Source organism: Microbacterium sp. NPDC077644 (genome assembly GCF_040702785.1).
Lineage (GTDB): Bacteria > Actinomycetota > Actinomycetes > Actinomycetales > Microbacteriaceae > Microbacterium.
In genome coordinates, this window is record NZ_JBFBME010000002.1 from 920692 (window position 1) to 947309 (window position 26618).

Below are 26618 nucleotides of genomic sequence, written 5' to 3' on the forward strand. Positions count from 1 at the left end.
GACATGAGCCCGATCTGCTGACGTTCTTCGCGGATTCGTCAGCAGATCGGGGCAAGGTCAGCAGATCGGACCGGTCGCCGGTCTATTCCGGGTCGCCGCCGAGCGGGCCGACGGCGGGGATGGGGCCGCCGTCGGCCGCGCCGGTCTTGCGGGCACGGGCGATCGCGTTGCCCAGGTGGTAGATCAGCAGCGCCGCCACCGTGCCGAGCACGATCGCTCCGAGCTGGAACGCGCCCCAGTTCATCGCGAAGCCACCGACGGCGATCACGAACGACACCGCGACGGTGTACTGGTTGACGGGGCGCGAGAAGTCCACGCGGTTGTCGACCCAGATCTTGATGCCGATGACGCCGATGAGGCCGTACAGGGCGGTGGTCACGCCTCCGAGCACTCCGGCCGGGATGGAGTTGAAGATGACGCCGACCTTGGGTGAGAATGCCAGCAGGATCGCCGCGACACCTGCCACCCAGTACGCCGCGGTCGAGTAGACGCGGGTCGCGGCCATGACGCCGATGTTCTCGCCGTACGTGGTGGTCGCCGATCCGCCGAAACCGCCGGCGAGGGTGGTCGCGAGGCCGTCGGCGACGAGCGCGCGACCGGTGTGCTTGTTTATCGACGGGTCGTTGGTCATGGTGGCGACGCCGCGGACGTGCCCGACATTCTCGGCGATGAGCACGAGCACGACCGGCAGGAACATGGGCACGTACAACCAGGCTGCAGGGTCGGCGACGGCGGCGAGGTGGAACTCGGGCAGACCGATCCAGGCGGCCTCCTCGATGCCGTCGAACTTCACCTGATTCGTGAAGATCGCCACGACGTACCCGACGATCACGCCGAGGAAGATCGAGATGCGCCCGAGGAACCCGCGGAACAGCACGCTGAACAGGATCACGGCGATCAACGTCACCGAGGCGAGCTCGGGCTGGAGGGTGAAGTTGTTCCAGGCGGCAGGGGCGAGGTTGAAGCCGATCAGCGCGACGATGGAACCGGCGACGACGGGCGGCATGAACCGGTCGATCCACTGCACGCCGACGGCCTGCACGAGGAAGCCGATGCCGGCGAGCAGCACGCCGACCACGATGACGCCGACGAGAGCCTGCGTGATCTGCTGCGGTGTCTCGAGCGCCTGCCCGGCGTTGATGGCGGTGATCGGGGCGAGGAACGCGAACGAGGAGCCGAGGTAGCTGGGGAGCCGGTTGCGGGTCAGCAACAGGAACAGCAGCGTGCCGATGCCCGAGAACAGCAGTGTCGTCGACACCGGGAACCCGGTGATGATCGGCACGAGGAAAGTCGCACCGAACATGGCGACGACGTGCTGTGCGCCGATCGCGAAGGTGGCAGGCCAGTTCAGGCGCTCTTCGGGGCGGACGACGTTGCCCGGCGCGACGGTGCGGCCGTCGCCGTGGATCTTCCAGACCGGCATGGGGTGCTCCTCATTTTCGGGGTCGGAGCAACATTACCGATTGCTGAGTGCCGGCCGTGTGCGCGACAGTCCGGGGGACACTGCGACGGATGTCGGACCGATCGGCCGGATCCGTCCGACATGTGTGCAGAAGGCCCCCGAAGCGTCGGACCGGGCCGGGCCGCAGCGCGACGAGGATGCTGCTTAGGCCGTCAGGCGCTCGATGAGCTCGCGGTACCGGTCTGCGGTGCGCTCGACGATCTCGTCCGGGAGTGCCGGCGGCTCGCCCTGCTTGTCCCAGTTGGAGGCCAGCCAGTCGCGGACGATCTGCTTGTCGAACGACGCCATGCGCTCCGCCGGCGTCGACCCCGACTCCCATGTGGCGGCATCCCAGTACCGCGACGAGTCGCTCGTGAGCACCTCGTCGGCGAGGCGCAACGTGCCGTCGGCATCCGTCCCGAACTCGAACTTCGTGTCGGCGAGGATGAGGCCGCGCTCCTCGGCGATCGCCGCGGCACGCGCGTAGATCGCGAGTGACGTGTCGCGCAACTCTGCCGCGCGCTCGGCACCGACCAGCTCGACGACGCGGTCGAAGTCGATGTTCTCGTCGTGCTCGCCCATCGGCGCTTTGTACGCGGGGGTGAACAGGGGCTCGGGCAGGCGGTCGCCGTTCTCGAGGCCGACCGGCAGCGGGATGCCGCACACCGTTCCGCTCTCCTGATACTCCGCCCAGCCGGAGCCGGTGATGTACCCGCGCACGACGCACTCGATCGGCAGCATCTCCAGAGACTGCGCGAGCATCGCGCGGTCAGCGACCGCCTCCGGCACCTCGCCCTCGGCGAGGTGGTTCGGGAAGTCGAGCTGCTCGAACCACCAGCGGCTGAGCCTCGTGAGCAGTGCGCCCTTGTCGGGGATGCCAGGGGAGAGCACGAAGTCGAAGGCACTCACCCGGTCGGATGCGACGACGAGGATGCGGGTGTCCGCCGGGTCCTCCGATGCATACAGATCGCGGACCTTGCCGGAGTAGAGATGACGCCAGCCGGGGATGCTCTTCGCTTCGCTCACGTGCCCATTATCCCGGTCCCGGGGCCGTCGTCGGATGCCGGGTGTACCGTTGCCGGGTGACCGACGTCCCCGCACCTCGCACCGCACCCGCTGCAGCATCGCCGCGCAGCCCCTGGCCCGCACTCTGGGCTCTCGTCATCGGTTTCTTCATGATCCTCGTCGACACGACGATCGTGACCGTCGCGAACCCTGCGATCAAGGCGGCTCTCGATCCCGAGTCCAACAACCTCGACCGGGTGGTCTGGGTCACGAGCGCATACCTGCTGGCCTACGCCGTTCCGCTGCTCATCACCGGCCGCCTCGGCGACCGCTTCGGGCCGAAGAACCTCTACCTGATCGGGCTCGCCGTCTTCACACTCGCCTCGCTCGCATGCGGGCTCTCGACGAGCCTGGACGTGCTCATCTGGGCGCGCGCCGCGCAGGGCCTCGGCGCAGCACTGCTCACGCCGCAGACCATGGCGGTCATCACCCGCACGTTCCCGCCCGAGCGGCGAGGAGCGGCGATGGGCCTGTGGGGCGCGGCATCCGGTGTCGCCATGCTCGTCGGGCCGCTCGCCGGCGGGTTCCTCGTCGACGGCCTCGGCTGGGAGTGGATCTTCTTCATCAACCTCCCGGTCGGCGTGGTCGGGTTCGTGCTCGCGTGGATGCTCGTCCCGAAGCTCGAGACGCATCCGCACCGCTTCGACGTGCCCGGCGTCTTCCTCAGCGCGATCGCGATGTTCCTCATCGTCTTCGGACTGCAGGAGGCGGAAGCCTACGACTGGGGTGTGATCTGGGGGCCGATCTCGGTGTGGGGTCTCATCGGCGCCGGCGTCGTCGTGATGGGGCTGTTCCTCTGGTACCAGGCGCGCACGAACAACGAGCCCCTGGTGCCGATGGCGCTGTTCCGCAACCGCAACTTCACCTGGTCGAACATCACGATCGCCGTCGTCGGGTTCACCGTGACGGCTCAGGGTCTGCCGCTGATGTTCTTCCTGCAGCTCGCCCGCGGACTCACCCCGACCGAGTCGGCGCTGCTGCTGATCCCGATGGCGCTCGCCGCGGGCATCGTCTCGCCGTTCGCCGGCAGGCTCCTCGACCGCGTCGACCCGCGCGTCATGCTCGTGCCCGGTCTTCTTCTCGTCGCGGTGTCGCTGTTCCTGTTCGCGTGGATGATGAACACCGACACCCCGATCCTGTGGATGCTCCTGCCGTCGCTGATCCTCGGCTTCGGCAACGCCGGCATGTGGGGGCCGCTGGCGACGACGGCGACGCGCGACCTGCCGATGCACCAGGCCGGGGCAGGTTCCGGCATCTACAACACGATGCGCACGATCGGCTCGGTGCTGGGATCGGCTGCGATCGCCGCGTTCATGCAGAGCCGCCTCGAGGCGAACCTGCCCGGTTCCCAGGACGCATCGACCGGTTTCGGCGAGGGGGCGCTTCCGGACTTCATCGCAGCCCCGTTCGCGGATGCCATGGCCCAGACGATGCTGCTGCCGGCGGCGTTCATCCTGCTCGGGGTCGTGGCCGTGCTCTTCCTGCGTCGTCCGAAGCACCTACGCTGAGACGATGACGATCGCCCTCACCCGCCCGACCGCAGACCTCTACGACTCCTGGGCGGCGGCGGTCGATGAGTTCGGCGGCATCCACATCGACGGCTCGGGAATGACCGCGCCCACCGACAGCGAGCGCGGAACATTCGACGAACTGCTCGCGAAGGCCGAGGAACTGGCCGACACGAGCATCCCCGCACCCGACGGACGAGTGCACAACGACCTGTTCTGGATCACCGACGACGGAGAGGTCGTCGGATTCGTGTCGTTCCGGCACGAGCTGAACGAGTGGCTGCGGCACTTCGGCGGGCACATCGGGTACTCGGTGCGTCCGACCCGCCGCCGGCAGGGCTACGCCCGCGCGGGGCTCGCGCTGGCCCTCGACCACGCTCGCGAGCTCGGGCTCGAGAGCGTCATGCTCACATGCGACGACGACAACGCCGGGTCGTACCGCACGATCGAGGGCGCGGGCGGGGTGCTGCAGGACGTGGTGGATGCCGCGGAGCAGGGCCACCCGCGCCTGCGGCGCTACTGGATCGAGCTGTAGGTTTCGACTCGCTTCGCTCGCTCAACCCGTTTCGACTGCGGCGCTGTGCGCCTTCGCTCAACGACCCGTATGCGAATCAGCGGGTAGAGAAGGCGCTGTCGAACGCGGCATCCGACGGCCGGTACGACGAAAGCTTCCGCACGAACTCCAGGGCCTCGGGGGCCCCGACGAGCCGGTCCATGCCGGCGTCCTCCCACTCCACGGACAGCGGGCCTTCGTAACCGATCGCGTTCAGCATCCGGAACGCGTCCTCCCACGGCACGTCGCCGTGGCCGGTGGAGATGAAGTCCCAGCCGCGACGCGGGTCTGCCCAGGGCAGATGAGAGGAGAGGCGGCCGTTGCGGCCGTTGCCGAGGCGCTTCTTCGTGTCCTTGCAGTGCACGTGGTAGATCCGGTCCTGGAAGTCCCACAGGAACGCGACCGGGTCGATGTCCTGCCACACCATGTGCGACGGGTCCCAGTTCAGCCCGAACGCCTCGCGGTGGCCGATCGCCTCGAGCGCGCGCTTGGTGGTCCAGTAGTCGTAGGCGATCTCCGAGGGATGCACCTCGTGGGCGAAGCGCACGCCGACCTCGTCGAACACGTCGAGGATGGGGTTCCAGCGGTCGGCGAAGTCCCGGTAGCCGGCATCGACCATGTCGTCGGTGGCCGGCGGAAACATCGCGACGTACTTCCAGATCGACGACCCGGTGAAGCCGGTCACGGTCTTCACGCCGAGCTTCGCCGCGAGACGTGCGGTGTTCTTCAGCTCCTCTGCAGCGCGCTGCCGCACGCCCTCGGGGTCGCCGTCGCCCCAGACCGTGTCGGAGAGGATGTTGCGGTGGCGCTGATCGATCGGGTCGTCGCACACGGCCTGGCCCTTGAGATGATTCGAGATCGTCCAGACCTTGAGCCCGTTGCGCTCGAGGATCGCCAGGCGGTCTTCGATGTAGGCGTCGTCGTCCCACCGCCACGGGTCGAGGTGGTCGCCCCAGCAGGCGATCTCAAGGCCGTCGTAGCCCCACTCGCCGGCGAGGCGGCAGACCTCTTCGAACGGCAGGTCGGCCCACTGGCCGGTGAACAGCGTGATCGGTCGTGACATCGTCGTCCTCTTCTCGTGCGTTTCGTTCGTGGTCAGATGCTCGTCCAGGCCGAGCCGCTCTGCGCGCTGCGCTCGACGGCGTCGAGCACGCGCTGCACGCGCAGCCCGTCGGCGAAGGTCGGCTGCGGGTCGACGCCGCCGGCGATCGCCTCGGTGAGGTCCTTCACCTGGTGCGAGAAGCCGTGCTCGTAGCCGAGCATATGACCGGTGGGCCACCAGCCGGAGAGGTACGGATGCTCCGGCTCGGTGACGAGGATGCGGGTGAAGCCCTGTTCGCCGGAAGGACGTGTGGCGTCGTAGAAGTCGAGGGTGTTCATGTCTTCGAGGTTCCAGTGCAGCGCACCGGCGTCTCCGGAGATCTCCAGATCGAGAGCGTTCTTGCGTCCGGTCGCGAAGCGGCTCGCCTCGAAGGTGGCGAGCGTGCCGGAGTCGAGGCGCCCGGTGAACAGGGCGACGTCGTCGACGGTCACGGTGCCGCGTTCGGTGCCGGCGGTGCCGCCCAGGCCCACCGATTCGGCGAGAACGGGGCGTTCGCGCACGAGCGTCTCCATGACGCCCGAGACCTCGGTGACCGACTGGCCGGTGACGAACTGGGTCATGTCGACGATGTGGGCGCCGATGTCGCCGAGGGCGCCCGAGCCCGCCCGATCCTTGTCGAGGCGCCACGTCATGGGGGACTCGGGGTCGGCGAGCCAGTCCTGGCGGTACGAGGCGCGCACCTGACGGATCGTTCCGATGCGGCCTGCGGCGATCATGTCGCGCATGAGGGTGACGGCCGGAACCCGGCGGTAGGTGAAGCCCACCATGGCGCGGATGCCGTGGGCTGCGGCATCCCGTGCCGCCTGCTCCATCGCGAAGGCCTCGTCGACCGAGTTCGCCAGCGGCTTCTCGCACAGCACGTGCTTGCCGGCGGCGAGGGCGGCGATCGCGATCTCGGCGTGCGAGTCGCCCGGGGTGACGATGTCGATGAGGTCGATGTCGTCGCGCGCGATGACGTCGCGCCAATCGGTGGAGGTCTCGGACCAGCCCCACTTCTCAGCGGCCGCGGCGGTCTTCGCAGCATCCCGCCCGACCAGCACGGTCATGTGCGGGGCCAGTGGGAGATCGAAGGCCGCCGGCGCCTGCCGCCAGCCGACGGAGTGCGCCGCTCCCATGAATCCGTGGCCGATCATGGCCACTCGCAGCTGTGTCGTCATCGTGTACTCCAGGGAACGGGTCTTCGGGGAACAGTGCGGGGCGAGCGCCGAGGCGCCCGCCCCGCGAGAGGTGTCAGGACTCGAAGGCGAGGTCGATGAACTCGGCGACGTTGTCCTTGGTGACCACGGGTGCGTCCAGCACGATGCGGTACGGGACGCTCGGGGTGACCAGGTCGCTCATGGTCTTGTCCTGAGCGATCAGGCGCGCCATGGCGATGCCGTCCGCGGCCTGCGTCGACGGGTAGATGACGGTCGCCTTGATGACGCTGTCGTCCGCCTCGATGCGGTCCATCATGTTCACGCTGCCCGCACCGCCGACGAGGAAGAACTCGTCGCGGCCCGCCGACTCGATCGCGGCCATGACGCCGACGCCCTGGTCGTCGTCGTGGTTCCAGATCGCGTCGATCTCGGGGTTGGCGGAGAGCAGCTGGGATGCTGCACTCTCGCCGCCGGCGACGGTGAAGTCGGCAGCGACCCGCGGACCGACCTCGAGGCCGCAGCCCTCGAGGGCATCCTTGAAGCCCTGCGAGCGGTCCTGCGTGAGCGGCAGCGAGTCGATGCCGGCGATCTCGGCGACGACGGCGTCGGACTGCCCGTCGAGCTGTTCGCAGATGTAGGTGCCGGCGCTGACGCCCATGCCGTAGTTGTCGCCGAGGATCGTGATGCGCGACGCGAACGGGTTCGAGAACTCGCGGTCGACGTTGATGACCGGGATGCCGGCCTCCATCGCCTTCATTGCGACCTCGGTGAGCGCTGCGCCGTCGGTGGGCAGCAGCACGATCGCGTCGACGTCCTCGTTGATGAACTGCTCGACCGCGGCGATCTGAGCGCTGGCGTCGTTCGTGCCCTCGGCCTGGCGCAGTTCGACGTCGTCGAAGCTCTCGGCGGCGTTGATGGCACCGGAGTTGATCGCGCCGAGCCAGCCGTGGTCGGCCTCGGGGCCCGACCAGCCGATGACGACGGTGTCGCCGGACGCCGCGTTCTCCTCGCTCGTGGTGCCCTGGTTCTCACCGTCGTTTTCGCTCTCGGAGCCGTCGCTGGTACAACCGGCCAGCAGGGTGATGGCGAACAGTGCTGCTGCTCCGGCCATCAGCGGGCGGAGCCCGCGGGTGCGCATGCGATGCATGTCTTTCCTCCTTGAAATGTGATGCAGATGCGTGCGGTGCGAGCAGGGGATCCGGCTTCAGGTTCGATGCGCACCGGCACTGACAGGGCGAGGCTAACAGAAGATGTCACGACTTAGCCACCTTTTGTTGAAAGAAGATCAAAAGTCGTGATCGAGGATCGATCGCCGAGATTTCAACGATCCAGGGATGCTTCAGCGCGGATGAGGCGGCTGATCGATCCGAAGATCGCCTCTCGCGTTCGCCCGCCGAGCATGTTATGTTCACTGCTGTGATCAAAGATGACCAGTTCCCGGCATTACTGGAGATGCGCGGAGTCGAGAAGAGCTTCGTCGGCGTGCGAGCACTTCGCGGCGTCGACCTCGAGGTGCGGCCCGGTGAGGTGCACTGCCTGCTCGGTCAGAACGGCGCAGGCAAGTCGACGCTGATCAAGACCCTTGCGGGCGTCCACACGCCCGACGCGGGCGAGATCCGCTGGATGGGAGAAGCGGTCGACATCGCGAACCCGCAGGCGGCGATCTCACTCGGGATCTCCACGATGTACCAGGAGCTCGACGTCGTCGACGGCCTCACGATCGCCGAGAACGTGTTCCTCGGACACGAGTTCGACCGGTTCGGCTTCACGCGCCGTGGGCAGCTCGCACAGGAGACCAAACGGCTGCTGCAGCGGCTCGGCCATGGATCGATGTCGCCGCACGCCGAGGTCGGCACTCTCAGCGCCGCCGAGAAGCAGATCGTCAGCATGACGCGTGCTCTTTCGCACGACACGAAGCTCATCATCATGGACGAGCCCTCCGCCGTCCTCGACTCCGAGGAGGTGCGCAACCTCTTCGCCGTCGTCAAGGAGCTCACCGCTCAGGGCATCGCGGTGGTCTACATCACCCACCGCCTCGAGGAGATCCGCGAGATCGGCGACCGCATCACGGTGCTGAAGGACGGGGCGACCGTCGCCAGCAACCTGTCCGTCGCCGATACGCCGACGGCCGAGCTGATCAAGCACATGACCGGCCGTACGGTGCAGAACGTCTTCCCGCCAGCCGAGCCCATCGCCGCCGATGCACCCGTCCTCCTCGAGGTCGAGGGTCTGGGCCTCGACGGCGTCTTCGCGGACGTCTCGTTCTCGGTGCGCGCCGGTGAGATCATCGGTCTCGCAGGTCTCGTGGGCTCCGGGCGGAGCGAGATCCTCGAGACGATCTACGGAGCGCGGAAGGCCTCGGCCGGCACTGTCCGCATCGAGGGCCGGGAGCTGCCGCGCGGCTCGGTGGCGGCCGCCGTCGCCGCCGGCGTCGGGCTCAGCCCCGAGGAGCGCAAGTCGCAGGGGCTCGTGCTCGGCGAACCCATCTTCAAGAACGTCACGCTGTCGTCGTTCGGCCGCTTCGCCAAGGGCCCGCTGCTAGACGAGCGCACGGAGCGGCGCATCACCGGGGAGCAGATCGACGCTCTCGAGCTGCGCCCTGCCGACCCCGAACGACCAGCCGCGACGCTCTCGGGCGGCAACCAACAGAAGATCCTGCTCGCCCGCTGGCTCGTGCACGGCAGCTCGGTTCTGCTGCTCGACGAGCCCACCCGCGGCGTCGACATCGGCGCGCGTTCCGAGATCTATGCGCTGATCCGCCGTCTCGCGGCATCCGGCCATGCCATCGTCGTCGTCTCGAGCGAGATCGAAGAGGTCCTCGGCCTCGCCGACTCCGTGCTCGTCATCGGGGACGGCCGCGTCCTCACCACCCTTCCCGCATCCGAGATCGACGAGCACGGCGTGCTCGACCTCGTCATGAAAGGAGTCGCCGCGTGAGCGTGCAGACCCCACCCACCGCTCCACCCGCACAGCCGCCCGCTGAGACCGTGTCGCCGCTGCGGCGGCTCATGTCGGGGTCCGTCGGCCGCAACCTCGGCCTGGTCCTCGCTCTGCTCGTGCTCATCATCGTCGGAGCAGTGACCTCGTCGAACTTCCTGAACTTCGACAACGCGCTGGTGATCCTGCGTCAGGCCTCGATCATCGGTGTCATCGCCATCGGCATGACCTTCGTGATCATCTCCGGCGGCATCGACCTGTCCGTCGGCGCGGTGATGGCGCTGGCCTCCGTCGTCGCATCGCTCGCCGCGATCCAGGACATCGCCGAGTCCAGCCACTGGATCGTCACCGTCGTCGTCGCCCTGCTCGTCGGTCTCGGCGCGGGGCTGATCAATGGTGTGGTGATCGCCTACGGCAAGGTCGCGGCGTTCATGGCGACCCTCGCGATGATGGTCGGCGCACGCGGGCTCGCCGAGATCCTGGCCAACAACCGCACGCTGGTCATGAACGATCGCGATTTCGTCCGCGCCATGAACGTCGATCTGCTGGGCATCGACATCCTCATCTGGATCTTCATCGTCGTCGCCGCTGCCGGTTGGTTCCTGCTGAACCGCACGACCTTCGGGCGCCGCACGGTCGCGATCGGCGGCAACCCCGAGGCCGCGCGCCTTGCGGGTATCAAGGTCAAGCGCCACACGATGTGGTTGTACGCGCTGCTGGGCCTGACGACCGGCATCGCGGCTGTCATGATCCTCGGACGCACGACGGCCGGCACCTCGACGCACGGTCAGCTGTACGAGCTGGACGCCATCGCCGCCGTGGTCGTCGGCGGCACCCTGCTCGTCGGCGGGCGCGGAACCATCACCGGCACGGTGTTCGGCGTGCTGATCTTCGCGACGCTGTCGAATGTGTTCGTGCAGAACAACCTCACCTCGTCGGCGCAGGCCGTGGCCAAGGGCCTCATCATCGTCGTGGCCGTGCTGCTTCAGCAGCGGTTCGCGGTCGGCAAGGTCAAGGGTCGCAGGGACATGACCGTCGGCGGCGTAAACTTCTCAGTTCCGAAGCAGAAATGAACTGGCGCCCTCGTGAACCGCTGATGTCGCGAGCACCACAGGCGACTCGCGAGAATCACAGAGGAAGAATGGCCGGTAATCTCAGCGCCGTCGGCGTCGGCGAACTGTTCCAGTTGCTGCGAGACGGCGCGCCGCGCACGCGCGCGGAGCTCGCGAAGTCATCGGGTCTGGCCCGCTCGACGGTCGCGGCGCGCGTGGACGAGCTCATGCGCATGGGACTCATCGCCCCCGTCGCCGACGCCGCATCGACCGGTGGTCGCCCCCCGTCGCAGTTCGCGCTGAACCCGTCCGCGAAGGTGGTCATCGCGGCCGACATCGGCGCATCGCACACCACGGTCGCGGTGACAGACCTCGCCGGCACGATCCTCGCCGAGCGCACCGGTCAGCTGGCCGTCTCGCTCGGGCCGGAGCCCGTGCTCACCTGGATGGTCGACACCGCGAACGAGCTGATCACCGAAGCCGGTCTCGGTCACGAGCAGATCGCCGCGATCGGCGTGGGTGTGCCCGGGCCCGTCGAATACTCCACGGGTCGCCCTGCGAAGCCGCCGATCATGCCGGGGTGGGATGGCTTCGACGTGCCGGGGTGGGTGCAGCAGCATCTCGAAGTGCCGGTGCTCGTCGACAACGACGTGAACATCTCGGCGCTCGGGGAGCGTGCCGTCGCGTGGCCTGCGACCGACCACCTCATCTTCGTCAAGGTCGCCACCGGCATCGGCGCGGGCATCATCTCGGGTGGCAGGCTGCTGCGCGGCGCCCAGGGCATCGCCGGCGACTTCGGGCACGTGCGCGTGGCGCGCGGCGCCGATGTGCCGTGCCACTGCGGGAACACCGGATGCCTCGAGGCGCTGGCATCCGGGCCGGCGATCGCCCGGTCGCTGACCGCGAAGGGCATCGACGCCAAGGACGGCAACGACGTCGTCGAGCTCGTCAAGAGCGGGAGCCTCGAGGCCATCCAGGCCGTGCGTCAAGCAGGTCGCGACCTCGGCGAGGTGCTCACGGCATCCGTCAGCCTGCTCAATCCCTCGGTCATCTCGATCGGCGGCGCGATGGCGCGCGTCGGCGAGCATCTGATCGCCGGCGTCCGCGAGGTCGTCTACACCCGGTCGATGCCGCTGGCGACCGAGCACCTCGCGATCGTGCAGTCGGTCACGGCGGGGGAGGCTGCGGTGCGCGGCGCGAGCATGCTCGCGGTCGAGTACGCCCTCTCGCCCGAGATCCTGCCGCAGAGCTTCGGCTTCGACGGCTGAGTCGTCCCGCGACGGACCGTCCTTCGAGACGGCCCCTGGCTACTCCGCGACGGCCGCGGCGATGTCGCGGCGGTAGTGCGCGCCGTCCAGGCCGATGCGACCCATCGCCTCGTAGGCGCGGGTGCGCGCGTCGGCGAAGTCCGATCCGACCGCGACGACGTTGAGCACGCGGCCGCCGGTCGCGACGAGGTCGCCGCCCGGAGCATCCGGCCCCGCCGTGGCGGCATGCACGATCCGCACGCCCTCGATGCCCGCGGCATCCGCGAGGCCCGAGATCTGGCGGCCCGTCTGCGGCGCCTCCGGGTAGCCCTCGCTGGCGAGCACGACGGTGATCGCCACATCGTCGGCGAATTCCGGCTGCGGCTGCGCCTCGAGATTTCCGGATGCCGCTGCCAGCAGCAGCTGCGACAGCGGAGTGCGCAGGCGCGGGAGCACCACCTGGGTCTCGGGGTCGCCGAAGCGGGCGTTGAACTCGATGACCTTCACGCCTGCGGGGGTGAGGATGAGGCCGGCGTACAGCAACCCGATGAACGGTGTGCCCTCGGCATCCAGCTGGCGGATGACGGGCAAGGCGACCTTCTCGGTGACGAGGTCGACGAATGCGCGCTCGCCGCCGAACTGCTCGCCCAGCCACGGCAGCGGGGAGTACGCGCCCATGCCGCCGGTGTTGGGGCCCTCGTCTCCATCGAAGGCGCGCTTGAAGTCCTGCGCCGGGCTGAGCGCGCGCACGGTGTCTCCGTCGGAGAGGAAGAAGAGCGAGACCTCGGGTCCGGAGAGGAACTCCTCCACGAGCACGGGTCCTGCGGGAAGGTACTGCGACGCGTGTGCGAGCGCCTCGGCGCGGTCGGAGGTCACGATGACGCCCTTGCCGGCTGCGAGCCCATCGGCCTTGACGACGTACGGGGCGCCCAGATCGTCGAATGCGGCCTCGACATCGGCGACGGATGCCGCGCGCACGGCGCGTCCGGTCGGAACGCCTGCGGCATCCATGATCCGCTTCGCGAAGGCCTTGGAGCCCTCGAGCTGGGCGGCCGCCCTGCCGGGGCCGAACACCGGGATGCCGCGCTCGCGCAGCGCGTCGGCGACGCCGGCGACGAGCGGAGCTTCGGGACCGATCACGACGAGGTCGATCGAGTGCTCGTCCGCGTATGCGGTGACCGCGCGACCGTCGAGCTGGTCGACCGTGACGAGGGTCGCATCCGCGGCGATGCCGGCGTTGCCGGGGGAGCAGAGCAGCTCGTGGCCGGCGTCCTCCGCCTTCAGCGCGAGGATGATCGCGTGCTCACGGGCACCGGAACCGAGGACGAGGATCTTCACCCGTCCAGACTACCCAGCACGGATGGTGCCGCGTCGTGGTCATGACGCCAGGCGTCGTCGCCCGGGATTGCTAGGCTCACGGCCTGGGGAGCATCATCAGGATGCTTCGGAGGGAGCAGCATGACCGATCAGCAGCCGTACGAGCCGCCGCCCGCGCCGCAGCAGCCGTATCCGGGTGCGCCTCCGGTGTATTCCGCTCCGGGCGCGCAGCCCGCGTATCCGGCGCCGCCCGCTCAGCCGGGTTACGCCGCCCCGACGGCGCAGCCCGGTTATCCCGCCCAGGCCGGTTATCCGGCTCAGCCCGGCTACCCCGCTCAGCCCGGCTACCCCGCTCAGCCCGGTCATCCCGTCCAGGGCGGCTATCCCTCGCAGCCCGGCTACCCCGCTCAGCCCGGGGCGCAGGGCTACCCGCCGCCGGCGTACGGCGCCGCGGCGTATCCGACCTATCCGGTATACCCCGCCGTGCCGCGCGGCGCCGCCAGCCCGGACGATCTGACGCTGCCGTTGTACGGCGCGACGTTCGGCCAGGCGATCAGCCGTTACTTCACGAAGTACGCCACGTTCACCGGACGGGCATCACGCAGCGAGTACTGGTGGGTGCAGCTGTTCCTCGCGCTCGTGTGGACCGTCCTGTTCGTGATCGTCGGCGTGCTGGGCGGCGTCGGAGCGGCACAGGCATCCACCGCCGGAGACTCCGCCGGGTGGGCGGCCGCCATCTCGGGACTGTTCGTCCTCATCATGATCGTGGTCGGGCTGGGCACGATCGTGCCGAGCCTCGCGATCGCGTGGCGCCGACTGCACGACGCGAACTTCGCCGGGCCGTTCTGGTTCCTGTCGTTGACGTACATCGGCGGGCTGGTCGTGCTGGTCTTCACGATCCTGCCCTCGAACGCGCAGGGGCAGCGCTTCGATCGGCTCTGACGTTCGGGGCCGGTTTCAGACGGCGACCGGTCGCTCGCGGGTCTGATCCCACGGCACGGTCCATCCGCACGCGTCGAACAGGCGGTCGAGCACCATCGCCGTGAAGCCCCACACGATCGTGCCGTCGACATCGAACGCCGGGCCTGTGAACGTCATCGAGCCGCGCGTCGTCACGGATCGGAAGCGGGTCGCGGGGTCGAGCAGCTGCGCGACGGGCACGCGGAACACCTCGACGGTCTCGGCATGATCGACCGCGGCGACCTTCGAGGGCTTCGTCCACCAGCCCAGGACCGGCGTCACCTGATGATTGCTGACGGCCAGCGGCAGGGCGGGGAGCGTCGCGAGGATCTCGACGCCGGCAGGGTCGAGCCCCGTCTCCTCCTCGGCTTCGCGCAGGGCGGTGTCGACATCGTCGCGGTCGGCTCGTTCACGCCCGCCGCCGGGGAACGAGACCTGTCCCGGGTGCGATGACAGCGTGGGCGCACGGCGCTGCAGCAGCACGTCGAGGTCCTTCGCGACGGCGGCATCCGGGGTCTGCGCCGGGATGCTGTCGAGCACCCCGAAGAGCACGAGCACGGCCGAGCGCCGCGCCCGGACGCCTTCCGGCAGCTGCGGGAGCACCCCGGGGCTCCAGTTCTCGCTGCGCGCCGCCGCCAGCAGGTCGGCGCGGGCGCCGTGGGTGTGCTGGCGGTCGGTCATCCCTTTCAGCCTACGCCCGCCATAGGCTCTAGGCATGGCCCGCAAGATCGATCTGTTCCTCGGGCGCTCGGCGCTGGATGCCGTCCGTGATGCGCGCGCGGCAGGGGACAAGCCTGCGCGCACCGTGCTCGCCACGGCCGTGCGATACCTGCTGCAGCTGCTCGACGAGAAGGCTCCGGGCAACAGCGTCGAGGTGCGCGTGCCGCCGTTCGGCGCGGTGCAGGTCGTGCAGGGCCCGCGGCACACGCGCGGCACCCCGCCCAACGTGATCGAGATGGATGCCGCGACCTGGATCGACCTCGCCACCGGGGCGGAGGACTGGGCGGATGCCGTCGCCGCCGGCCGCGTTCACGCATCCGGGACCCGTGCCGACCTCGAGGGACTCCTGCCGCTGCGCCCCTAGGGATGGATCCGAGTCGCACGCGAAGGCGACGACCCGCACCTCAGCACTTCGAGATAAGGTATACCTAACTTGAGTCCTGCGGCGGAGCCGTGGACGCATCGAAGGAGCAGGAATGGCAGCCCCCGAACGCCCGCAGCAGCGCCCGCAACGTCCTCAGGTCGTCCTGGAGGTGATCGAGTGCATCCGCCTCACGCCGCACCTCGTGCGGATCGTCGCTGGCGGGCCGGGCATCTCGGCCGTCGAGGACAACGGCTCCACCGACGCGTATACGAAGATGCTGTTCGCGCCGGCCGAGGCCGGACTGACGCCGCCGTACGACATCGAGCGGCTGCGTGAGGAGCTGCCGATCGAACTGCTGCCGTCGACGCGCACCTATTCGATCCGGCGCTTCGATCTGGACGCCGGGCAGATCTGGATCGACTTCGTGACGCACGGGGATGAGGGGATCGCCGGGCCCTGGGCGGCGTCGGCGCAGCCGGGGGACCCTGTCGTACTCGGCGGCATCGGCGGCGGGTACGCCCCGGATCCGGATGCCGACTGGCACCTGCTGGCGGGCGACGAGTCGGCGATCCCGGCGATCGCCTCGGCGCTGGAGGCGATGCCGGCGGATGCCATGGGCGTCGCCCTTCTCGAGGTGCAGAACGCATCGGAACAGCTCGAGCTTGTCGCTCCCGCGGGCATCGAGGTGCGCTGGCTGCACCGCGGGGACAGCGAGGCGGGCACGACGGACCTGCTCGTCGACGCCGTCCGCGGGCTCGATTGGCGGGACGGCCGCGTGCAGGTCTTCGCGCACGGCGAGCGCGGGGCGATGAAGCAGCTCCGCCCGCACCTGACCGGCGAACGCGGAGTCGACCGCACGCAGCTCTCGCTGTCGGCCTACTGGGCGCACGGTCGCCGTGAGGACGCCTTCCAGGCTGAGAAGCGCGAGGCGATCGGTCAGATCTGAGCGGCCACCGCGGTCGCTCGGGAGCGTGGGACAATGGAGGCATGTCCTCCCCCGAACCCCGTGAGACCGTCGAAGCGACTGTGCGGCGCGTGCCGCGCTACGGCGTCTTCATGGCGATCGGCGTCGTGCTCGGAATCATCGCCGCCGGCATCCTGACGATGGTGGGCAGCTACGAGCCGTCGACGACGCTCGACGTCGTCTACCCGCCGGGGCAGGTCTTCGGGTTCGCGCTGCTGTGGACGGTGCCGATCGGCATCGCGCTCGGCGGTCTCGTCGCCATCCTGCTCGAGCGCATCGCCCGTCGTCACGACCGTGTGGTGCGCGTCGACCGCGAGACGGTCATCGAGCAGGACTGACCGCTACGCTGGATGCTTTTGGTCGGTTCTGCGCGCGCAAAACCGACCAAAAGCATCCAGCATCGGCGCTGACCTCTAAGCCAACTCGCCGATGATCGGCCGGATGGCGGCGTCGAAGGCCACGACGTCGCGCCGCATCCCGTCCGTCACGGCGACCGTGAGTGCGCCGATCCACCAGATGCCCCGTTGCGAGAACGGCAGCACCTGCACATTCAACTCGAACGAGTGGGCTCGCCGTCCCACCTCGCGCTCGAACTCGGCGATCGCACTGGCGTATGCGCGGTAGGCGCCTCCGCCAGTGGCGGTCTTCATCGTGTCGAAGTACCTGCCCCGGGCCTTCTGCGCGTACTGCAGGGCGGAATCCGCGAGCGGAGCGATCGCCGCGCGAAGCTCATCCGCGCCGGTGGCGGGGAGCGCGACCAGCGTGTCGAAGCCGTCGACGAGCTCGAGCGGGACGTCGGACGGGTGCGCGCGCGGCTCGACGGTCATGTCCCAGTACTCGCGCCATTGCTCCTCGAGCGCGGGCGTCGCGTCAGCGGCATCCGGCGCGCGCACCGGCAGGTCGCGCAACGCGGGGAGGTCGTCGGGCACGCGGATGCCGAGCATCTGCCGGAGCGCGAGCGCGATGAGCACCGGCACTCCGGCGTCTTCGCGGATCAGCCACTGCGGCTTGTCGGACATGGCCCCATCCTATGGAGGTCTCGTGGACGGGGAAGGGCAAGCGGGAAACTCGGCGGGTGCGGGCCGGTAGTCTTGTCTCGTGGCTGCCTCCCCCACCAATCCCTATTCCGAAGCCGGTGTCGACACCGCTGCCGGCGACCTCGCCGTCGAGCTGATGAAGTCGTCGGTGCGCGCGACGCACGGCCCCGAAGTGCTCGGGGGAGTCGGCGGCTTCGCCGGCCTCTTCGACGCGAGCGCTCTGCTGGGCTGCACCAAGCCGCTGCTCGCGACCAGCACCGACGGCGTCGGCACGAAGGTCGCGATCGCGCAGGACATCGACAAGCACGACACGATCGGGCAGGACCTGGTCGGCATGGTCGTCGACGACATCGTCGTGGTCGGCGCCAAGCCGTTGTTCATGACCGATTACATCGCGTGCGGCAAGGTCGTCCCCGAGCGGATCGCCGACATCGTCCGCGGCATCGCCGACGCCTGCACGGCCACCGGTACCGCGCTCGTCGGCGGCGAGACCGCCGAGCACCCCGGGCTCCTCGGTCCGCGCGATTACGACGTCGCGGGGGCGGCGACCGGCGTGGTCGAGGCGGATGCCGTGCTCGGCGCCGACCGCGTCCAGGACGGCGACGTCGTCCTGGCACTGGCATCGAGCGGCCTGCACTCCAACGGCTACTCGCTCGTGCGCCACATCATCACGGGCGCGGGCATCGGCTACGGCGACGCCGCGGCGGACTTCGGCGCGACCTGGGGCGAGACGCTCCTCGAGCCGACCCGTCTGTACACGCTGCCGCTGCTGCGCCTGATCGACGCGCTCGCCGAGGGCAGCATCCACTCGCTCAGCCACGTCACCGGCGGCGGAATCGCCGCCAACCTCGCCCGCGTCCTGCCCGTCGGCAGCTGGGCGGAGGTAGACCGTTCGACGTGGTCGCCGAGCCCGGTCTTCCGCGTGCTCAGCGACATCGCCGGCACGCCCCTGGAAGAGACCGAGGGCACCTGGAACCTCGGCATCGGATTCCTCGCCGTGATCGACCAGAGCCAGAAGGACGCCGCGATCGCCGCGCTCGCCGCGGAGGGCATCGACGCCTGGCAGGTCGCCACGGTCTTCACCGGCGCGCGTCCTGCCGGTGCATTCGAAGAGGGCGCCAAGGGCGTCGACGGCGGAGCGGTGCGGCTGGTCGGCTCGTACCGGGACGGAGCGAAGTAACACCCCATGTGCGGAATCGTCGGAATGGTCGCAGGCGGCCCCGTCAACCAGGACATCTACGACGCACTCCTGCTGCTGCAGCACCGCGGGCAGGACGCGACCGGCATCGCCACCGCCGAGCCGAACGGCATCATGCACATCGCCAAGGCCGAAGGCCAGGTGCGCGAGGCCTTCCGCACCCGCGACATGCGATCGCTGCTCGGGAACGTCGGCCTCGGCCACGTCCGCTACGCCACCAAGGGCACGGCATCCAGCGAGGAGGAGATGCAGCCGTTCTACGTGAACGCCCCGTACGGCATCGTCCTCATCCACAACGGCAACCTCACCAACACCCGTGAGCTGACCGCCGACATGGCCCGCCGCGATCGCCGGCACCTGAACTCCTCCAGCGACACCGAGCTGCTGCTGAACGTGCTCGCCGGCGAGCTGCAGCACACCACCAGCGATGTCGACCTCGACCCGGAGCGCATCTTCGAGGCCGTCGGGCGCACGCACGAGCGCATCGAGGGCGCCTACGCCGTGATCGCCGTGATCGCCGGCTACGGACTGCTCGCCTTCCGCGATCCGTTCGGCATCCGCCCGCTCATCCTCGGGCGACGCAGCGGTGCGGCATCCGACGGTGCGGCGCGCGACGAGTGGATCGTCGCCAGCGAATCGCTCGTGCTCGAGAACGGCGACTACGAGGTCGTCCGCGAGGTGGCGCCCGGCGAGGCGATCTTCATCACCGAGCAGGGCGAGCTGCACACGCGGCAGTGTGCTGCGGACCCGCAGCTGTACCCGTGCGCCTTCGAGTACGTCTATCTCGCACGGCCCGACTCGACGATGAACGGCATCGCCGTCTACGAGTCCCGACTGCGGATGGGGGAGCGGCTCGCCGACACGATCGCCAAGCACGTCCCGCGCGACAAGATCGACGTCGTCATGCCGATCCCGGACTCCGCCAGGCCGTCCGCGATGGAGGTCGCCCGCAAGCTCGGCATCGAGTACCGCGAGGGCTTCTACAAGAACCGCTACGTGGGCCGGACCTTCATCATGCCCGGGCAGGCCGTGCGCAAGAAGAGCGTCCGGCAGAAGCTGAACGCGATGTCGACCGAGTTCCGCGGCAAGAACGTCCTGCTCATCGACGACTCGATCGTGCGCGGGACGACGAGCAAGCAGATCATCCAGATGGCGCGGGATGCCGGCGCCCTCTCGGTCACGTTCGCCTCGGCCGCGCCGCCGGTGCGCTTCCCGCACGTCTACGGGATCAACATGCCGTCCAAGCACGAGCTCATCGCCCACGGCCGGACGATCCCCGAGATCGCCGCGGAGCTCGGCGTCGACCACCTCGTGTACCAGGAGGTCGATGACCTGAAGGCGGCGATCATCGAGGGCTCCGAGGTCGCCGACCTCGACATGAGCTGCTTCGACGGACGCTACGTCACCGGAACGGTCACCGAGGAGTACCTCGACTGGGTGGAGAGCTCGCAGTCGTCGTGAACACCGCCGCGCCCTTGTGGCGGGGGCGGGCGCTGGCCGTCCTCGGCATCCTCTTGTGCGCGTTCTCGCTGCGCTCGGCCGTGGCGTCGCTGTCGCCGGTTCTCGACCACATCGCCGCGGACTTCGACCTGCCCACCGCGGTCGTCGGACTCATCGGAACCGCGCCGCCGGTGTGCTTCGCGGTGTTCGGACTGTGCACACCGCTGCTCGAGCGGCGCTTCGGCATCGAGCGGGTGACGATCATCGCCCTGATCGTGATCGCCGTGGGGCTCGTGCTGCGCGGGCTCGCGTTCGACGCGACCGGACTGCTCCTGACCTCGGCGCTGGTTTTCGCCGGGATCGGGATGGGCAACATCCTCGTGCCGCCGCTGGTCAAGAAGTACTTCCCCGACCGCATCGGCATGATGCTCACGCTCTACACGACGGCCATGGCGCTGTCGACGTTCCTGCCACCGCTTGTCGCGGTGCCGGTGGCGGATGCCGCGGGCTGGCGCACCTCGCTGGGACTGTGGGGCGTGTTCGCGCTCGCCGGGGCCGTGCCGTGGATCCTCATGCTCGTGTCCGGGCGCGCCGCATCGCAGCCCGAGCCGGCCGCGCAGTCGGGGCCCGTCGCGCGGACGTCGGCTGCCGGCGCCTCAGACCCGGCCGAACTCGCCACCGGCCCGATCGTCGTGGCGCCCGCCGACTCGCGGGTGTTCCTCCGCCTGCTGCGGCTGCCGCTCGCCTGGGCGATCGCCGTGGTGTTCGGCACGTCATCGACCATGGCCTACGTGTCGTTCGCGTGGCTGCCGGCGATCGTCACCGACACCACTGGGGTGTCGGCGACCGTCGCCGGCCTGCTGCTGTCGCTGTTCGCGATCATGGGACTGCCCGCCTCGTTGCTCGTGCCGACCCTCGTGGTGCGCTTCCAGGCGACACGGACGCTGTTCCTCGTCGCCGTAGCGTGCGGGCTCGTCGGGGTCGCCGGGCTCCTGTTCTGGTCCGACGCGGTCACGGTCTGGCTGTGGGTCGCCGTCTTCGGGCTCGTCGGCATCCTGTTCCCGCTGGCGCTCGTGCTCATCAGCATCCGTGCCCGCACGACGCAGAGCGCCGTGGCGCTCAGCAGCTTCGTGCAGAGCACCGGCTACGTCTTCGCCGCCGTGTTCCCGCTGCTCGTCGGAGTTCTGCACGAGGCGACCGCCGGATGGACGGTGCCGCTGATCGTCCTGGCCGGGGTGCTCGTCGTGGCGATCCCGTTCGGTGTCATCGCCGGCCGCCGCCGCACGGTCGAGGACGAGTGGGAGTCCCGGTACGGACGCTGGTGATCAGCGGATGCCGCGGCCGGCTGTCGCACGACAAAGACCCCGCTGCTGCGGCAACGGGGTCGACGATCGAGCAGGCTCAGGCCCGCTCGAGCTCGTCTTCGTCTTCGTCCGCGTACTGGTCGGCCCACTTATCGACGTAGGCGTTCTCGTCATCCGACGGGTGACCCAGTTCGCGCTCGAGCGCGGAGTAGTTCACCGACGGACTGTACGCCTTGAGTTCGCGGGCGATTTTGGTGTGTTTCGCCTTCTGACGGCCACGGCCCATGCGCGAGACCCCCTAACGAGTTCAGCTGCCGGGCGAACTGGCGCCCGGGGCATTTCACGACACCGGCGTGCGGCCGGTAAGAGTAGCATTCAGAATAGCACGAGGGCCAGGTCCTCTGGCCTTCGCCGGCAGGTGAAGGGAACGATCAACATGACAGACCAGGCCTCCTCCCCGTCCGACGAACTGGCTCAGAACGCCGAGCTCCAGAAGGCCGTGATCGTGGGCATGCAGCCCGATCAGGCCGGCCACGTGCTCGATGAGGCGGTGCGCTACGCGAAGCTGCTGGGAGTGCCCCTCGTCGTCGCCCACGTCGACGTCACGCGCTTCGTCACGTACGAGGACCCGGACGGCTACGTGCACTCCGCGCCGATCGATCTGAACATCGAGGCCGGTGCCGCGGAATTCGAGGCGGTGCAGGCGGCGGCGGCGACCGCTCTGAAGGGCACCGACCTGAAGTGGACGGCCCGTCAGCTGGTCGGCGACCCGGCTCTGGCGATCAAGCAGCTCGCGAACAAGCTCGACGCGCAGCTCATCGTCGTCGGCACCCGCAAGCGGGGCCTGGGCGAATCGATCCGCGAGTTCTTCACCGGCTCGGTGGCCGCCCGGCTCGCCCACCGGCAGCACCGCTCTGTTCTCGTGGTGCCGCTGGAGGATGCGGTTCCGGACGACCAGCCCGAGATCTGGACCGAGTAGGTCCTCAGCGACCTCCGGAGCTCAGCGCGCGCGTGACGGCGTGCGCTGCGGCATCCAGCGCGTTCTCGAGCTCGGTGACGACACCCGCCGCGAGCGCGCCGCCCTTGGCGACGTGCGTGCGCAGGTCGGTCCGCACCTGGGCGCGGAAGGCGTTGACCGCGGCATCCGCTCTGTGCAGCTGATCGCGACTGCCCGCCCGTTCGTCGCCGACGTGTGCCGCGGTCGACGGACGCGACTGCGCCGTCGTGCGCTCGGCGCTGGCTGCGGCGGCGAGATCGGCGCGCAGACTCTTCATCGCCGACTGCACGCTCTGGCGCACCTCGTTGGCGATGAGCCGGACGGAATCGGCGAGTCCGGACTCGATCCCCGCGAGGTCGCCCTCGCGCTCGGCGAGCTCGGCGCGTCCGGCATCCGTGATCGCGTAGATCGTGGTGCGGCCGTCGACGGTCTTGGTGACCAGGCCCTCTTCCTCGAGCTTCGCCAGCCGAGGGTAGATGGTGCCCGCGCTCGGCGTGTACGTGCCGCCGGTGCGGTCGGTGAGCGCCTGGATGATCCCGTATCCGTGCTGCGGCGCCTCGGCGAGCAGCGAGAGCAGGTACAGGCGCAGGTCGCCGTGCGAGAACACGGCGGGGGTCACGAGTCCCACTCCTCGTCGTCCGCGACGGTCGTGAGCGCCCGGCGCAGCACCGTGGTGTCGCCCGAGACGGATTTCGAGCGGACGTCGACGAAGGACCCCGCCAGCTCGCCCGTGGACCCGGTGAAGCTCGTCGGTCCGGAGGTTCCACGGTCGATGCCGTCGACCGTGACCTTGCCGCTCATGGAGCGCACGACGTAGTTCGCCGGCAGAGTCTCCTCGAGTCGGATCGTGCTGTTGCCGGAGATCGTGTTGAGGTTGATGGTGTTCACGGCGCCGGCGGCATCCACCCAGATGCTGCCGGAGACCGTGTCGACGGTCGCCTTGCGCACGGAGCCGGTCAGCGCGACATCCCCCGACACGCTGTTGGCGTTCGCGGAGCCGGTCAGCCCGCGCACCTGCACGTCTCCGGATACGGAGTTCAGGGTCAGATCACCCGTGTGGGTGTCGACGATGATGTCGCCGGAGACGGTGTTCAGGCGCGCGTCGTTCGCGAGGCCCGACACGAGGGCGCCGGCGCTGACGACGCCGAGGTTCAGGGCGATGCTGCGGGGGACGGCGATGCTGACCTCGGCCTTCGGTCCGCCGGAACCGAAGTTGCGGAAGACCTCGAGGAAGTTGTCCCAGCCCAGCTGCGGGTGGTCGATCTCGATCTGGGTGCCGTCGGATTCGATGCGGAGGTCCTTCACGGTCACACCGCTCACCTCGATGCGGATGCCGGGGTCGTCGTGGGCGATGACGTCGACCTGCCCGCCGACCAGACCGACCTTGAGCCGGGTCGCCTGGGCGATGTCGATGACGCGTTCCTCGCCGGGGGCGATGAGCCACTTCTCGGTCATGTTCTCTCCTGAGTTCGTAGGTCGCGATATATCGCGTTGAAGCGAGAGTAACACGATATATCGCGAGTTCGTCAAGATCTTTCGAGATTTGGCTTGACCTTGACGTAGCGTCAACTTCTACCGTTGAAGTATCGAGAACGGAAGGGATGCTGTGAGCGCACAGGACTGGTCGATCCAGGAGATCGCGAAGCTGGCGGGAACCACGAGCAGGACGCTGCGTCACTACGACGACATCGGACTGCTCGCCCCGTCGCGCGTCGCCGGCAACGGCTATCGGCATTACGACCAGGCGGCCCTCGTCCGCCTGCAGCGGATCCTGCTGCTGCGCGGGCTCGGGCTCGGGCTGCCGCAGATCGCTGAGGTGCTCTCCCGCGAGGGAGTGCGCGAAGCATCCGCTCTCGAGACGCACCTCGCGTACCTGCGCGAGGAGCAGAATCGGCTGTCGCGGCAGATCGCGGCGGTCGAATCAACCATCAACGCACTGAAAGCAGGTGAATCTCTCATGGCAGAGAACATGTTCGACGGGTTCGATCACACCCGGTACAAGGACGAGGTCGAGGAGCGCTGGGGCAAGAAGGCCTACGCCGACGGCGACCGCTGGTGGCGGAGTCTCTCCGCCGACGAGAAGGCCGATTGGCAGCAGCTCGTCTCCGACCTCTCCCGCGACTGGAGCGCCGCCGCCGAGAGGGGAGCCGCGCCCGAGTCCGACGAGGCCCAGGCGCTCGCGAAGCGCCACGTGGACTGGCTGACCGGAGTGCCCGGCACGCCGGCATCCGCCCTTCGACAGGCTCAGGGACCGAATGCTGAGGTCAAGGCGTACGTCACGGGACTCGGTGAGATGTACGTCGCCGACCCGCGCTTCGGCGCGAACTACGCCACGGCCGACGGCAGCACACGCGGCGCGGAGTTCGTCCGCGACGCGCTGCGCATCTACGCCGAGGCGAACCTCTGATAGCCGGCGTTCCACCAGTCGAGCACTCGTGTGCCGATCAGGGTCAGCCAGCGCGACGGCTCCCCTTCCCCGACGTCGACGTCGAACCACGTCCGTCCGGGGAGGGGAGTCGTCTGCAACCAGGTGCCGTCCGGCTGCCTCATCGAGCGCACGAGCTCGACGGCTTCGTGCATCCGTGCATCCGGGGCTGAGCCCTCTGCGAGCGACGCATCCCGGAAGTGATCGAGCGCCGTCAGTGCACTGTACCGATGCGTGTTCGGGTAGACGAACTCCGTCACGAAATCCCCCACGATCTCCCCGGTGGACGCCCGCCGCATGAGCCCCCGTTCGAGCAGATACTCCTCGCCGCCGTGCCGTGCCTCGCGCATCGAGAGGTCGCCTGTGAACAGCTCGTAGGCGAGGATGCCGCGCACGGCGTTGAGCGTCGAGTGGAAGGAGGAGCGCACCGAGTCGCCCTCCTCGGCCTCGCAGTTCCACCCGCCGTCCGCGAGGCGGTGCGCCGGGAACCACGCGACCAGGCGCGAGACATCGGCGCCGAGCCACGCCCCGGCTGCGAGCGTGTACGAGTTGATGCAGACGTCGACCTCGCCGCCCCAGAAGGGCATGTCGTCGTACTCCCACCGGCAGCTCTCCGCGAGCCTGCTGACGGTGCCCTCGAGTGCTGCGGCATCCACGCCCCATTCGCGCAGGTCCTTGAGCGACCAGCTCGTCGCGAGCCACGGCTGGCCCGGCTCCTCGCGCTCGTCGCTGTCGAAGAACCCGGCCGGGAAATGCGCGCCGCCCGCCCAGCGGCCGTCCGCGTCCTGCTTCGCCAGCAGTGCTGCGCCGAAACCCTCCGTCGCGACGCGCTCCCGCGTCGCCTGCCACACCTCCTCAAGCGCCCCGACCAGGTCGCGCTCGACCTGCCAGCGGATCGCCGGGTCGGAGTCGAGAAGCCATTCCAGGGTCTGTGCGGAAGCCGGCATGCCCCGCAGGCTACTCCGCTCGCGGCGTGCACGGGAGGAGATCTCACGAAACGGAGGGCGGTGCGCCCGGCATCCGTCCTCCCGTCCGTGAGATCTCCTCCGGATCGAGGCGGGCGGATGCCCGGACTAGAGTTGCCGCGTGACCCTCCGCCGGCTGCTCCTCGTCGTCATCGGCGGGATGCTGGGCACCGCAGCCCGGCTCGGCATCGGGCTTCTCGTCCCGGATGCCGGTGGATTCCCTGTCGCGACCTTGATCGCGAACGTCGTCGGCGCCCTGCTCATCGGCCTGCTGTCGGCACGACTGCCTGGCTCCTCGGACCGGCGGGTGTTCCTCGGCACCGGCATCCTCGGCGGGTTCACGACCTACAGCGCCTTCGCGGTCGGCGCGGTCGGGCTCTGGTCGCAGGCGCCGCTGCTCGCCGCAGGCTACGCCGCCCTCACGATCGTGCTCGGCGTCGCGGCAGTCGTCGCGGGAATGCGGATCGGCAGGAGGCGACAGGCGTGACGCCCCTCGCCTTCGTGCTCGCGTCCGTCGCCGGCGGCGTCGGCGCAGGCCTGCGCTATCTCGTCGACGTCGGGGTCATGTCACTGGCACGCGGGCGCTTCCCGTGGGGGATCGTCGTCGTCAACCTCACCGGGTCGTTCGCGCTCGGGGTGGTCACGGCATCCGTCCCCGATGCGGCGTTCATCGTCGGGGCGGGTCTGCTCGGCGGGTACACGACCTTCAGCACGGCGATGCTCGATGCGATCGCGCTGTGGCGCGACGGCGAGCGGCCCGCGGCGGCAGGGCACGTGATCGGAACGTTCGCCGGCGCGGTGCTCGCCGCACTCGCCGGACTCGGCGTCGGCTTCCTGATCTGAGCAGGCACACGACTCAGCCACCGCACAGGAACCGTTCTGTACA

28 protein-coding genes are annotated in these 26618 nt (G+C 69.2%); 16 read left to right on the plus strand and 12 right to left on the minus strand.

Going from position 1 to position 26618, the window contains the following annotated elements; translation table 11 throughout:
* Positions 1-82 precede the first annotated feature (82 nt).
* Both AB0269_RS11445 and AB0269_RS11450 read right to left on the minus strand, forming a co-directional pair.
* Positions 83-1423, minus strand: coding sequence for a solute carrier family 23 protein (locus AB0269_RS11445; RefSeq protein ID WP_366211321.1), 1341 nt, complete (start codon positions 1421-1423; stop codon positions 83-85).
* A 183-nt stretch (positions 1424-1606) separates the two neighbouring features.
* A complete protein-coding gene (locus AB0269_RS11450; protein WP_366211322.1) occupies positions 1607-2467 on the minus strand; it encodes a phosphoribosylaminoimidazolesuccinocarboxamide synthase in 861 nt (286 codons plus the stop codon).
* Between the two features lie 56 nt (positions 2468-2523).
* Between AB0269_RS11450 and AB0269_RS11455 the strand changes: the two genes are divergently transcribed.
* Together AB0269_RS11455 and AB0269_RS11460 are read left to right on the plus strand one after the other, a co-directional pair.
* Positions 2524-4014: a DHA2 family efflux MFS transporter permease subunit gene (locus tag AB0269_RS11455; RefSeq protein ID WP_366211323.1), complete on the plus strand. Its 1491-nt coding sequence runs from the start codon at positions 2524-2526 to the stop codon at positions 4012-4014.
* Positions 4015-4018: 4 nt separating this feature from the next.
* Positions 4019-4549: a GNAT family N-acetyltransferase gene (locus AB0269_RS11460; protein ID WP_366211324.1), complete on the plus strand. Its 531-nt coding sequence runs from the start codon at positions 4019-4021 to the stop codon at positions 4547-4549.
* A 76-nt stretch (positions 4550-4625) separates the two neighbouring features.
* On the opposite strand, the gene AB0269_RS11465 is transcribed toward AB0269_RS11460, so the two are convergent.
* The 3 genes from AB0269_RS11465 to AB0269_RS11475 all read right to left on the minus strand — a co-directional run bounded on the left by AB0269_RS11465 (position 4626) and on the right by AB0269_RS11475 (position 7952).
* Positions 4626-5630, minus strand: coding sequence for a sugar phosphate isomerase/epimerase family protein (locus AB0269_RS11465; protein ID WP_366211325.1), 1005 nt, complete (start codon positions 5628-5630; stop codon positions 4626-4628).
* A 32-nt stretch (positions 5631-5662) separates the two neighbouring features.
* Positions 5663-6826, minus strand: a complete 1164-nt coding sequence (locus AB0269_RS11470; RefSeq protein ID WP_366211326.1) for a Gfo/Idh/MocA family oxidoreductase — start codon at positions 6824-6826, stop codon at positions 5663-5665.
* Between the two features lie 73 nt (positions 6827-6899).
* The gene (locus tag AB0269_RS11475) at positions 6900-7952 is read right to left on the minus strand and encodes a substrate-binding domain-containing protein (RefSeq protein WP_366211327.1); all 1053 of its coding nucleotides are present in this window, start codon (positions 7950-7952) and stop codon (positions 6900-6902) included.
* A gap of 305 nt (positions 7953-8257) precedes the next feature.
* Between AB0269_RS11475 and AB0269_RS11480 the strand changes: the two genes are divergently transcribed.
* The 3 genes from AB0269_RS11480 to AB0269_RS11490 all read left to right on the plus strand — a co-directional run bounded on the left by AB0269_RS11480 (position 8258) and on the right by AB0269_RS11490 (position 12062).
* Positions 8258-9742 carry a sugar ABC transporter ATP-binding protein gene (locus AB0269_RS11480; protein WP_366211472.1) on the plus strand — a complete coding sequence of 495 codons (1485 nt, stop codon included), beginning with the start codon at positions 8258-8260 and terminating at the stop codon, positions 9740-9742.
* A gap of 71 nt (positions 9743-9813) precedes the next feature.
* The gene (locus tag AB0269_RS11485) at positions 9814-10815 is read left to right on the plus strand and encodes an ABC transporter permease (RefSeq protein WP_366211473.1); all 1002 of its coding nucleotides are present in this window, start codon (positions 9814-9816) and stop codon (positions 10813-10815) included.
* A 68-nt stretch (positions 10816-10883) separates the two neighbouring features.
* Positions 10884-12062, plus strand: coding sequence for an ROK family transcriptional regulator (locus AB0269_RS11490; protein WP_366211329.1), 1179 nt, complete (start codon positions 10884-10886; stop codon positions 12060-12062).
* Positions 12063-12101: 39 nt separating this feature from the next.
* Here the strand turns inward: AB0269_RS11490 and purD are convergent, their stop codons facing one another.
* Complete coding sequence (purD, locus tag AB0269_RS11495; RefSeq protein WP_366211330.1) at positions 12102-13379, minus strand: phosphoribosylamine--glycine ligase; 1278 nt, start codon at positions 13377-13379, stop codon at positions 12102-12104.
* Between the two features lie 120 nt (positions 13380-13499).
* Between purD and AB0269_RS11500 the strand changes: the two genes are divergently transcribed.
* On the plus strand, positions 13500-14300 hold the full coding sequence (locus tag AB0269_RS11500; RefSeq protein ID WP_366211332.1) for a DUF805 domain-containing protein: 801 nt from the start codon (positions 13500-13502) through the stop codon (positions 14298-14300).
* A 15-nt stretch (positions 14301-14315) separates the two neighbouring features.
* Here AB0269_RS11500 and AB0269_RS11505 read toward each other — a convergent pair whose 3' ends face one another.
* Positions 14316-14999 (minus strand): CoA pyrophosphatase, encoded by a 684-nt coding sequence (locus AB0269_RS11505; RefSeq protein WP_366211334.1) that lies wholly within the window; start codon positions 14997-14999, stop codon positions 14316-14318.
* A gap of 34 nt (positions 15000-15033) precedes the next feature.
* Here AB0269_RS11505 and AB0269_RS11510 point away from each other — a divergent pair, with 34 nt between their 5' ends.
* The 3 genes from AB0269_RS11510 to AB0269_RS11520 all read left to right on the plus strand — a co-directional run bounded on the left by AB0269_RS11510 (position 15034) and on the right by AB0269_RS11520 (position 16704).
* Positions 15034-15402: a sterol carrier family protein gene (locus tag AB0269_RS11510; protein ID WP_366211335.1), complete on the plus strand. Its 369-nt coding sequence runs from the start codon at positions 15034-15036 to the stop codon at positions 15400-15402.
* 112 nt (positions 15403-15514) lie between these two features.
* Positions 15515-16348, plus strand: coding sequence for a siderophore-interacting protein (locus tag AB0269_RS11515; RefSeq protein WP_366211336.1), 834 nt, complete (start codon positions 15515-15517; stop codon positions 16346-16348).
* A gap of 41 nt (positions 16349-16389) precedes the next feature.
* On the plus strand, positions 16390-16704 hold the full coding sequence (locus AB0269_RS11520) for a potassium transporter Trk (RefSeq protein WP_227529905.1): 315 nt from the start codon (positions 16390-16392) through the stop codon (positions 16702-16704).
* Positions 16705-16779: 75 nt separating this feature from the next.
* Here AB0269_RS11520 and AB0269_RS11525 read toward each other — a convergent pair whose 3' ends face one another.
* Positions 16780-17385, minus strand: coding sequence for a zinc-binding alcohol dehydrogenase (locus tag AB0269_RS11525; RefSeq protein WP_366211337.1), 606 nt, complete (start codon positions 17383-17385; stop codon positions 16780-16782).
* A gap of 79 nt (positions 17386-17464) precedes the next feature.
* On the opposite strand from AB0269_RS11525, the gene purM reads away from it, so the two are divergent.
* From purM to AB0269_RS11540, 3 genes are read left to right on the plus strand one after another with little or no spacing between them, the layout of a single operon-like run.
* Positions 17465-18583: a phosphoribosylformylglycinamidine cyclo-ligase gene (gene purM / locus AB0269_RS11530; RefSeq protein WP_366211339.1), complete on the plus strand. Its 1119-nt coding sequence runs from the start codon at positions 17465-17467 to the stop codon at positions 18581-18583.
* 6 nt (positions 18584-18589) lie between these two features.
* Positions 18590-20062, plus strand: a complete 1473-nt coding sequence (purF, locus tag AB0269_RS11535; protein ID WP_366211340.1) for an amidophosphoribosyltransferase — start codon at positions 18590-18592, stop codon at positions 20060-20062.
* Entirely contained in the window at positions 20059-21366 is a 1308-nt protein-coding gene (locus tag AB0269_RS11540; RefSeq protein WP_366211342.1) for an MFS transporter, read from the plus strand. The genes purF and AB0269_RS11540 overlap by 4 nt, the downstream gene beginning before the upstream one ends.
* A gap of 76 nt (positions 21367-21442) precedes the next feature.
* On the opposite strand, the gene AB0269_RS11545 is transcribed toward AB0269_RS11540, so the two are convergent.
* Entirely contained in the window at positions 21443-21631 is a 189-nt protein-coding gene (locus AB0269_RS11545) for a DUF3073 domain-containing protein (RefSeq protein WP_175986667.1), read from the minus strand.
* Between the two features lie 150 nt (positions 21632-21781).
* Here AB0269_RS11545 and AB0269_RS11550 point away from each other — a divergent pair, with 150 nt between their 5' ends.
* Positions 21782-22324, plus strand: coding sequence for a universal stress protein (locus tag AB0269_RS11550; protein WP_366211343.1), 543 nt, complete (start codon positions 21782-21784; stop codon positions 22322-22324).
* Positions 22325-22328: 4 nt separating this feature from the next.
* On the opposite strand, the gene AB0269_RS11555 is transcribed toward AB0269_RS11550, so the two are convergent.
* A complete protein-coding gene (locus tag AB0269_RS11555; RefSeq protein ID WP_366211344.1) occupies positions 22329-22961 on the minus strand; it encodes a PadR family transcriptional regulator in 633 nt (210 codons plus the stop codon).
* Positions 22958-23797, minus strand: coding sequence for a DUF4097 family beta strand repeat-containing protein (locus AB0269_RS11560; RefSeq protein ID WP_366211345.1), 840 nt, complete (start codon positions 23795-23797; stop codon positions 22958-22960). Before AB0269_RS11560 ends, AB0269_RS11555 begins: the two co-directional genes overlap by 4 nt.
* A 151-nt stretch (positions 23798-23948) precedes the next feature.
* Here AB0269_RS11560 and AB0269_RS11565 point away from each other — a divergent pair, with 151 nt between their 5' ends.
* Positions 23949-24749, plus strand: a complete 801-nt coding sequence (locus AB0269_RS11565) for a MerR family transcriptional regulator (protein ID WP_366211346.1) — start codon at positions 23949-23951, stop codon at positions 24747-24749.
* Here AB0269_RS11565 and AB0269_RS11570 read toward each other — a convergent pair.
* Positions 24728-25714: a squalene cyclase gene (locus AB0269_RS11570; RefSeq protein ID WP_366211347.1), complete on the minus strand. Its 987-nt coding sequence runs from the start codon at positions 25712-25714 to the stop codon at positions 24728-24730. The genes AB0269_RS11565 and AB0269_RS11570 overlap by 22 nt on opposite strands.
* Before the next feature lie 139 nt (positions 25715-25853).
* On the opposite strand from AB0269_RS11570, the gene AB0269_RS11575 reads away from it, so the two are divergent.
* Positions 25854-26219 carry a CrcB family protein gene (locus AB0269_RS11575; RefSeq protein WP_366211348.1) on the plus strand — a complete coding sequence of 122 codons (366 nt, stop codon included), beginning with the start codon at positions 25854-25856 and terminating at the stop codon, positions 26217-26219.
* On the plus strand, positions 26216-26575 hold the full coding sequence (locus AB0269_RS11580) for a CrcB family protein (RefSeq protein WP_366211349.1): 360 nt from the start codon (positions 26216-26218) through the stop codon (positions 26573-26575). Before AB0269_RS11575 ends, AB0269_RS11580 begins: the two co-directional genes overlap by 4 nt.
* The last annotated feature ends 43 nt before the right edge of the window (positions 26576-26618 follow it).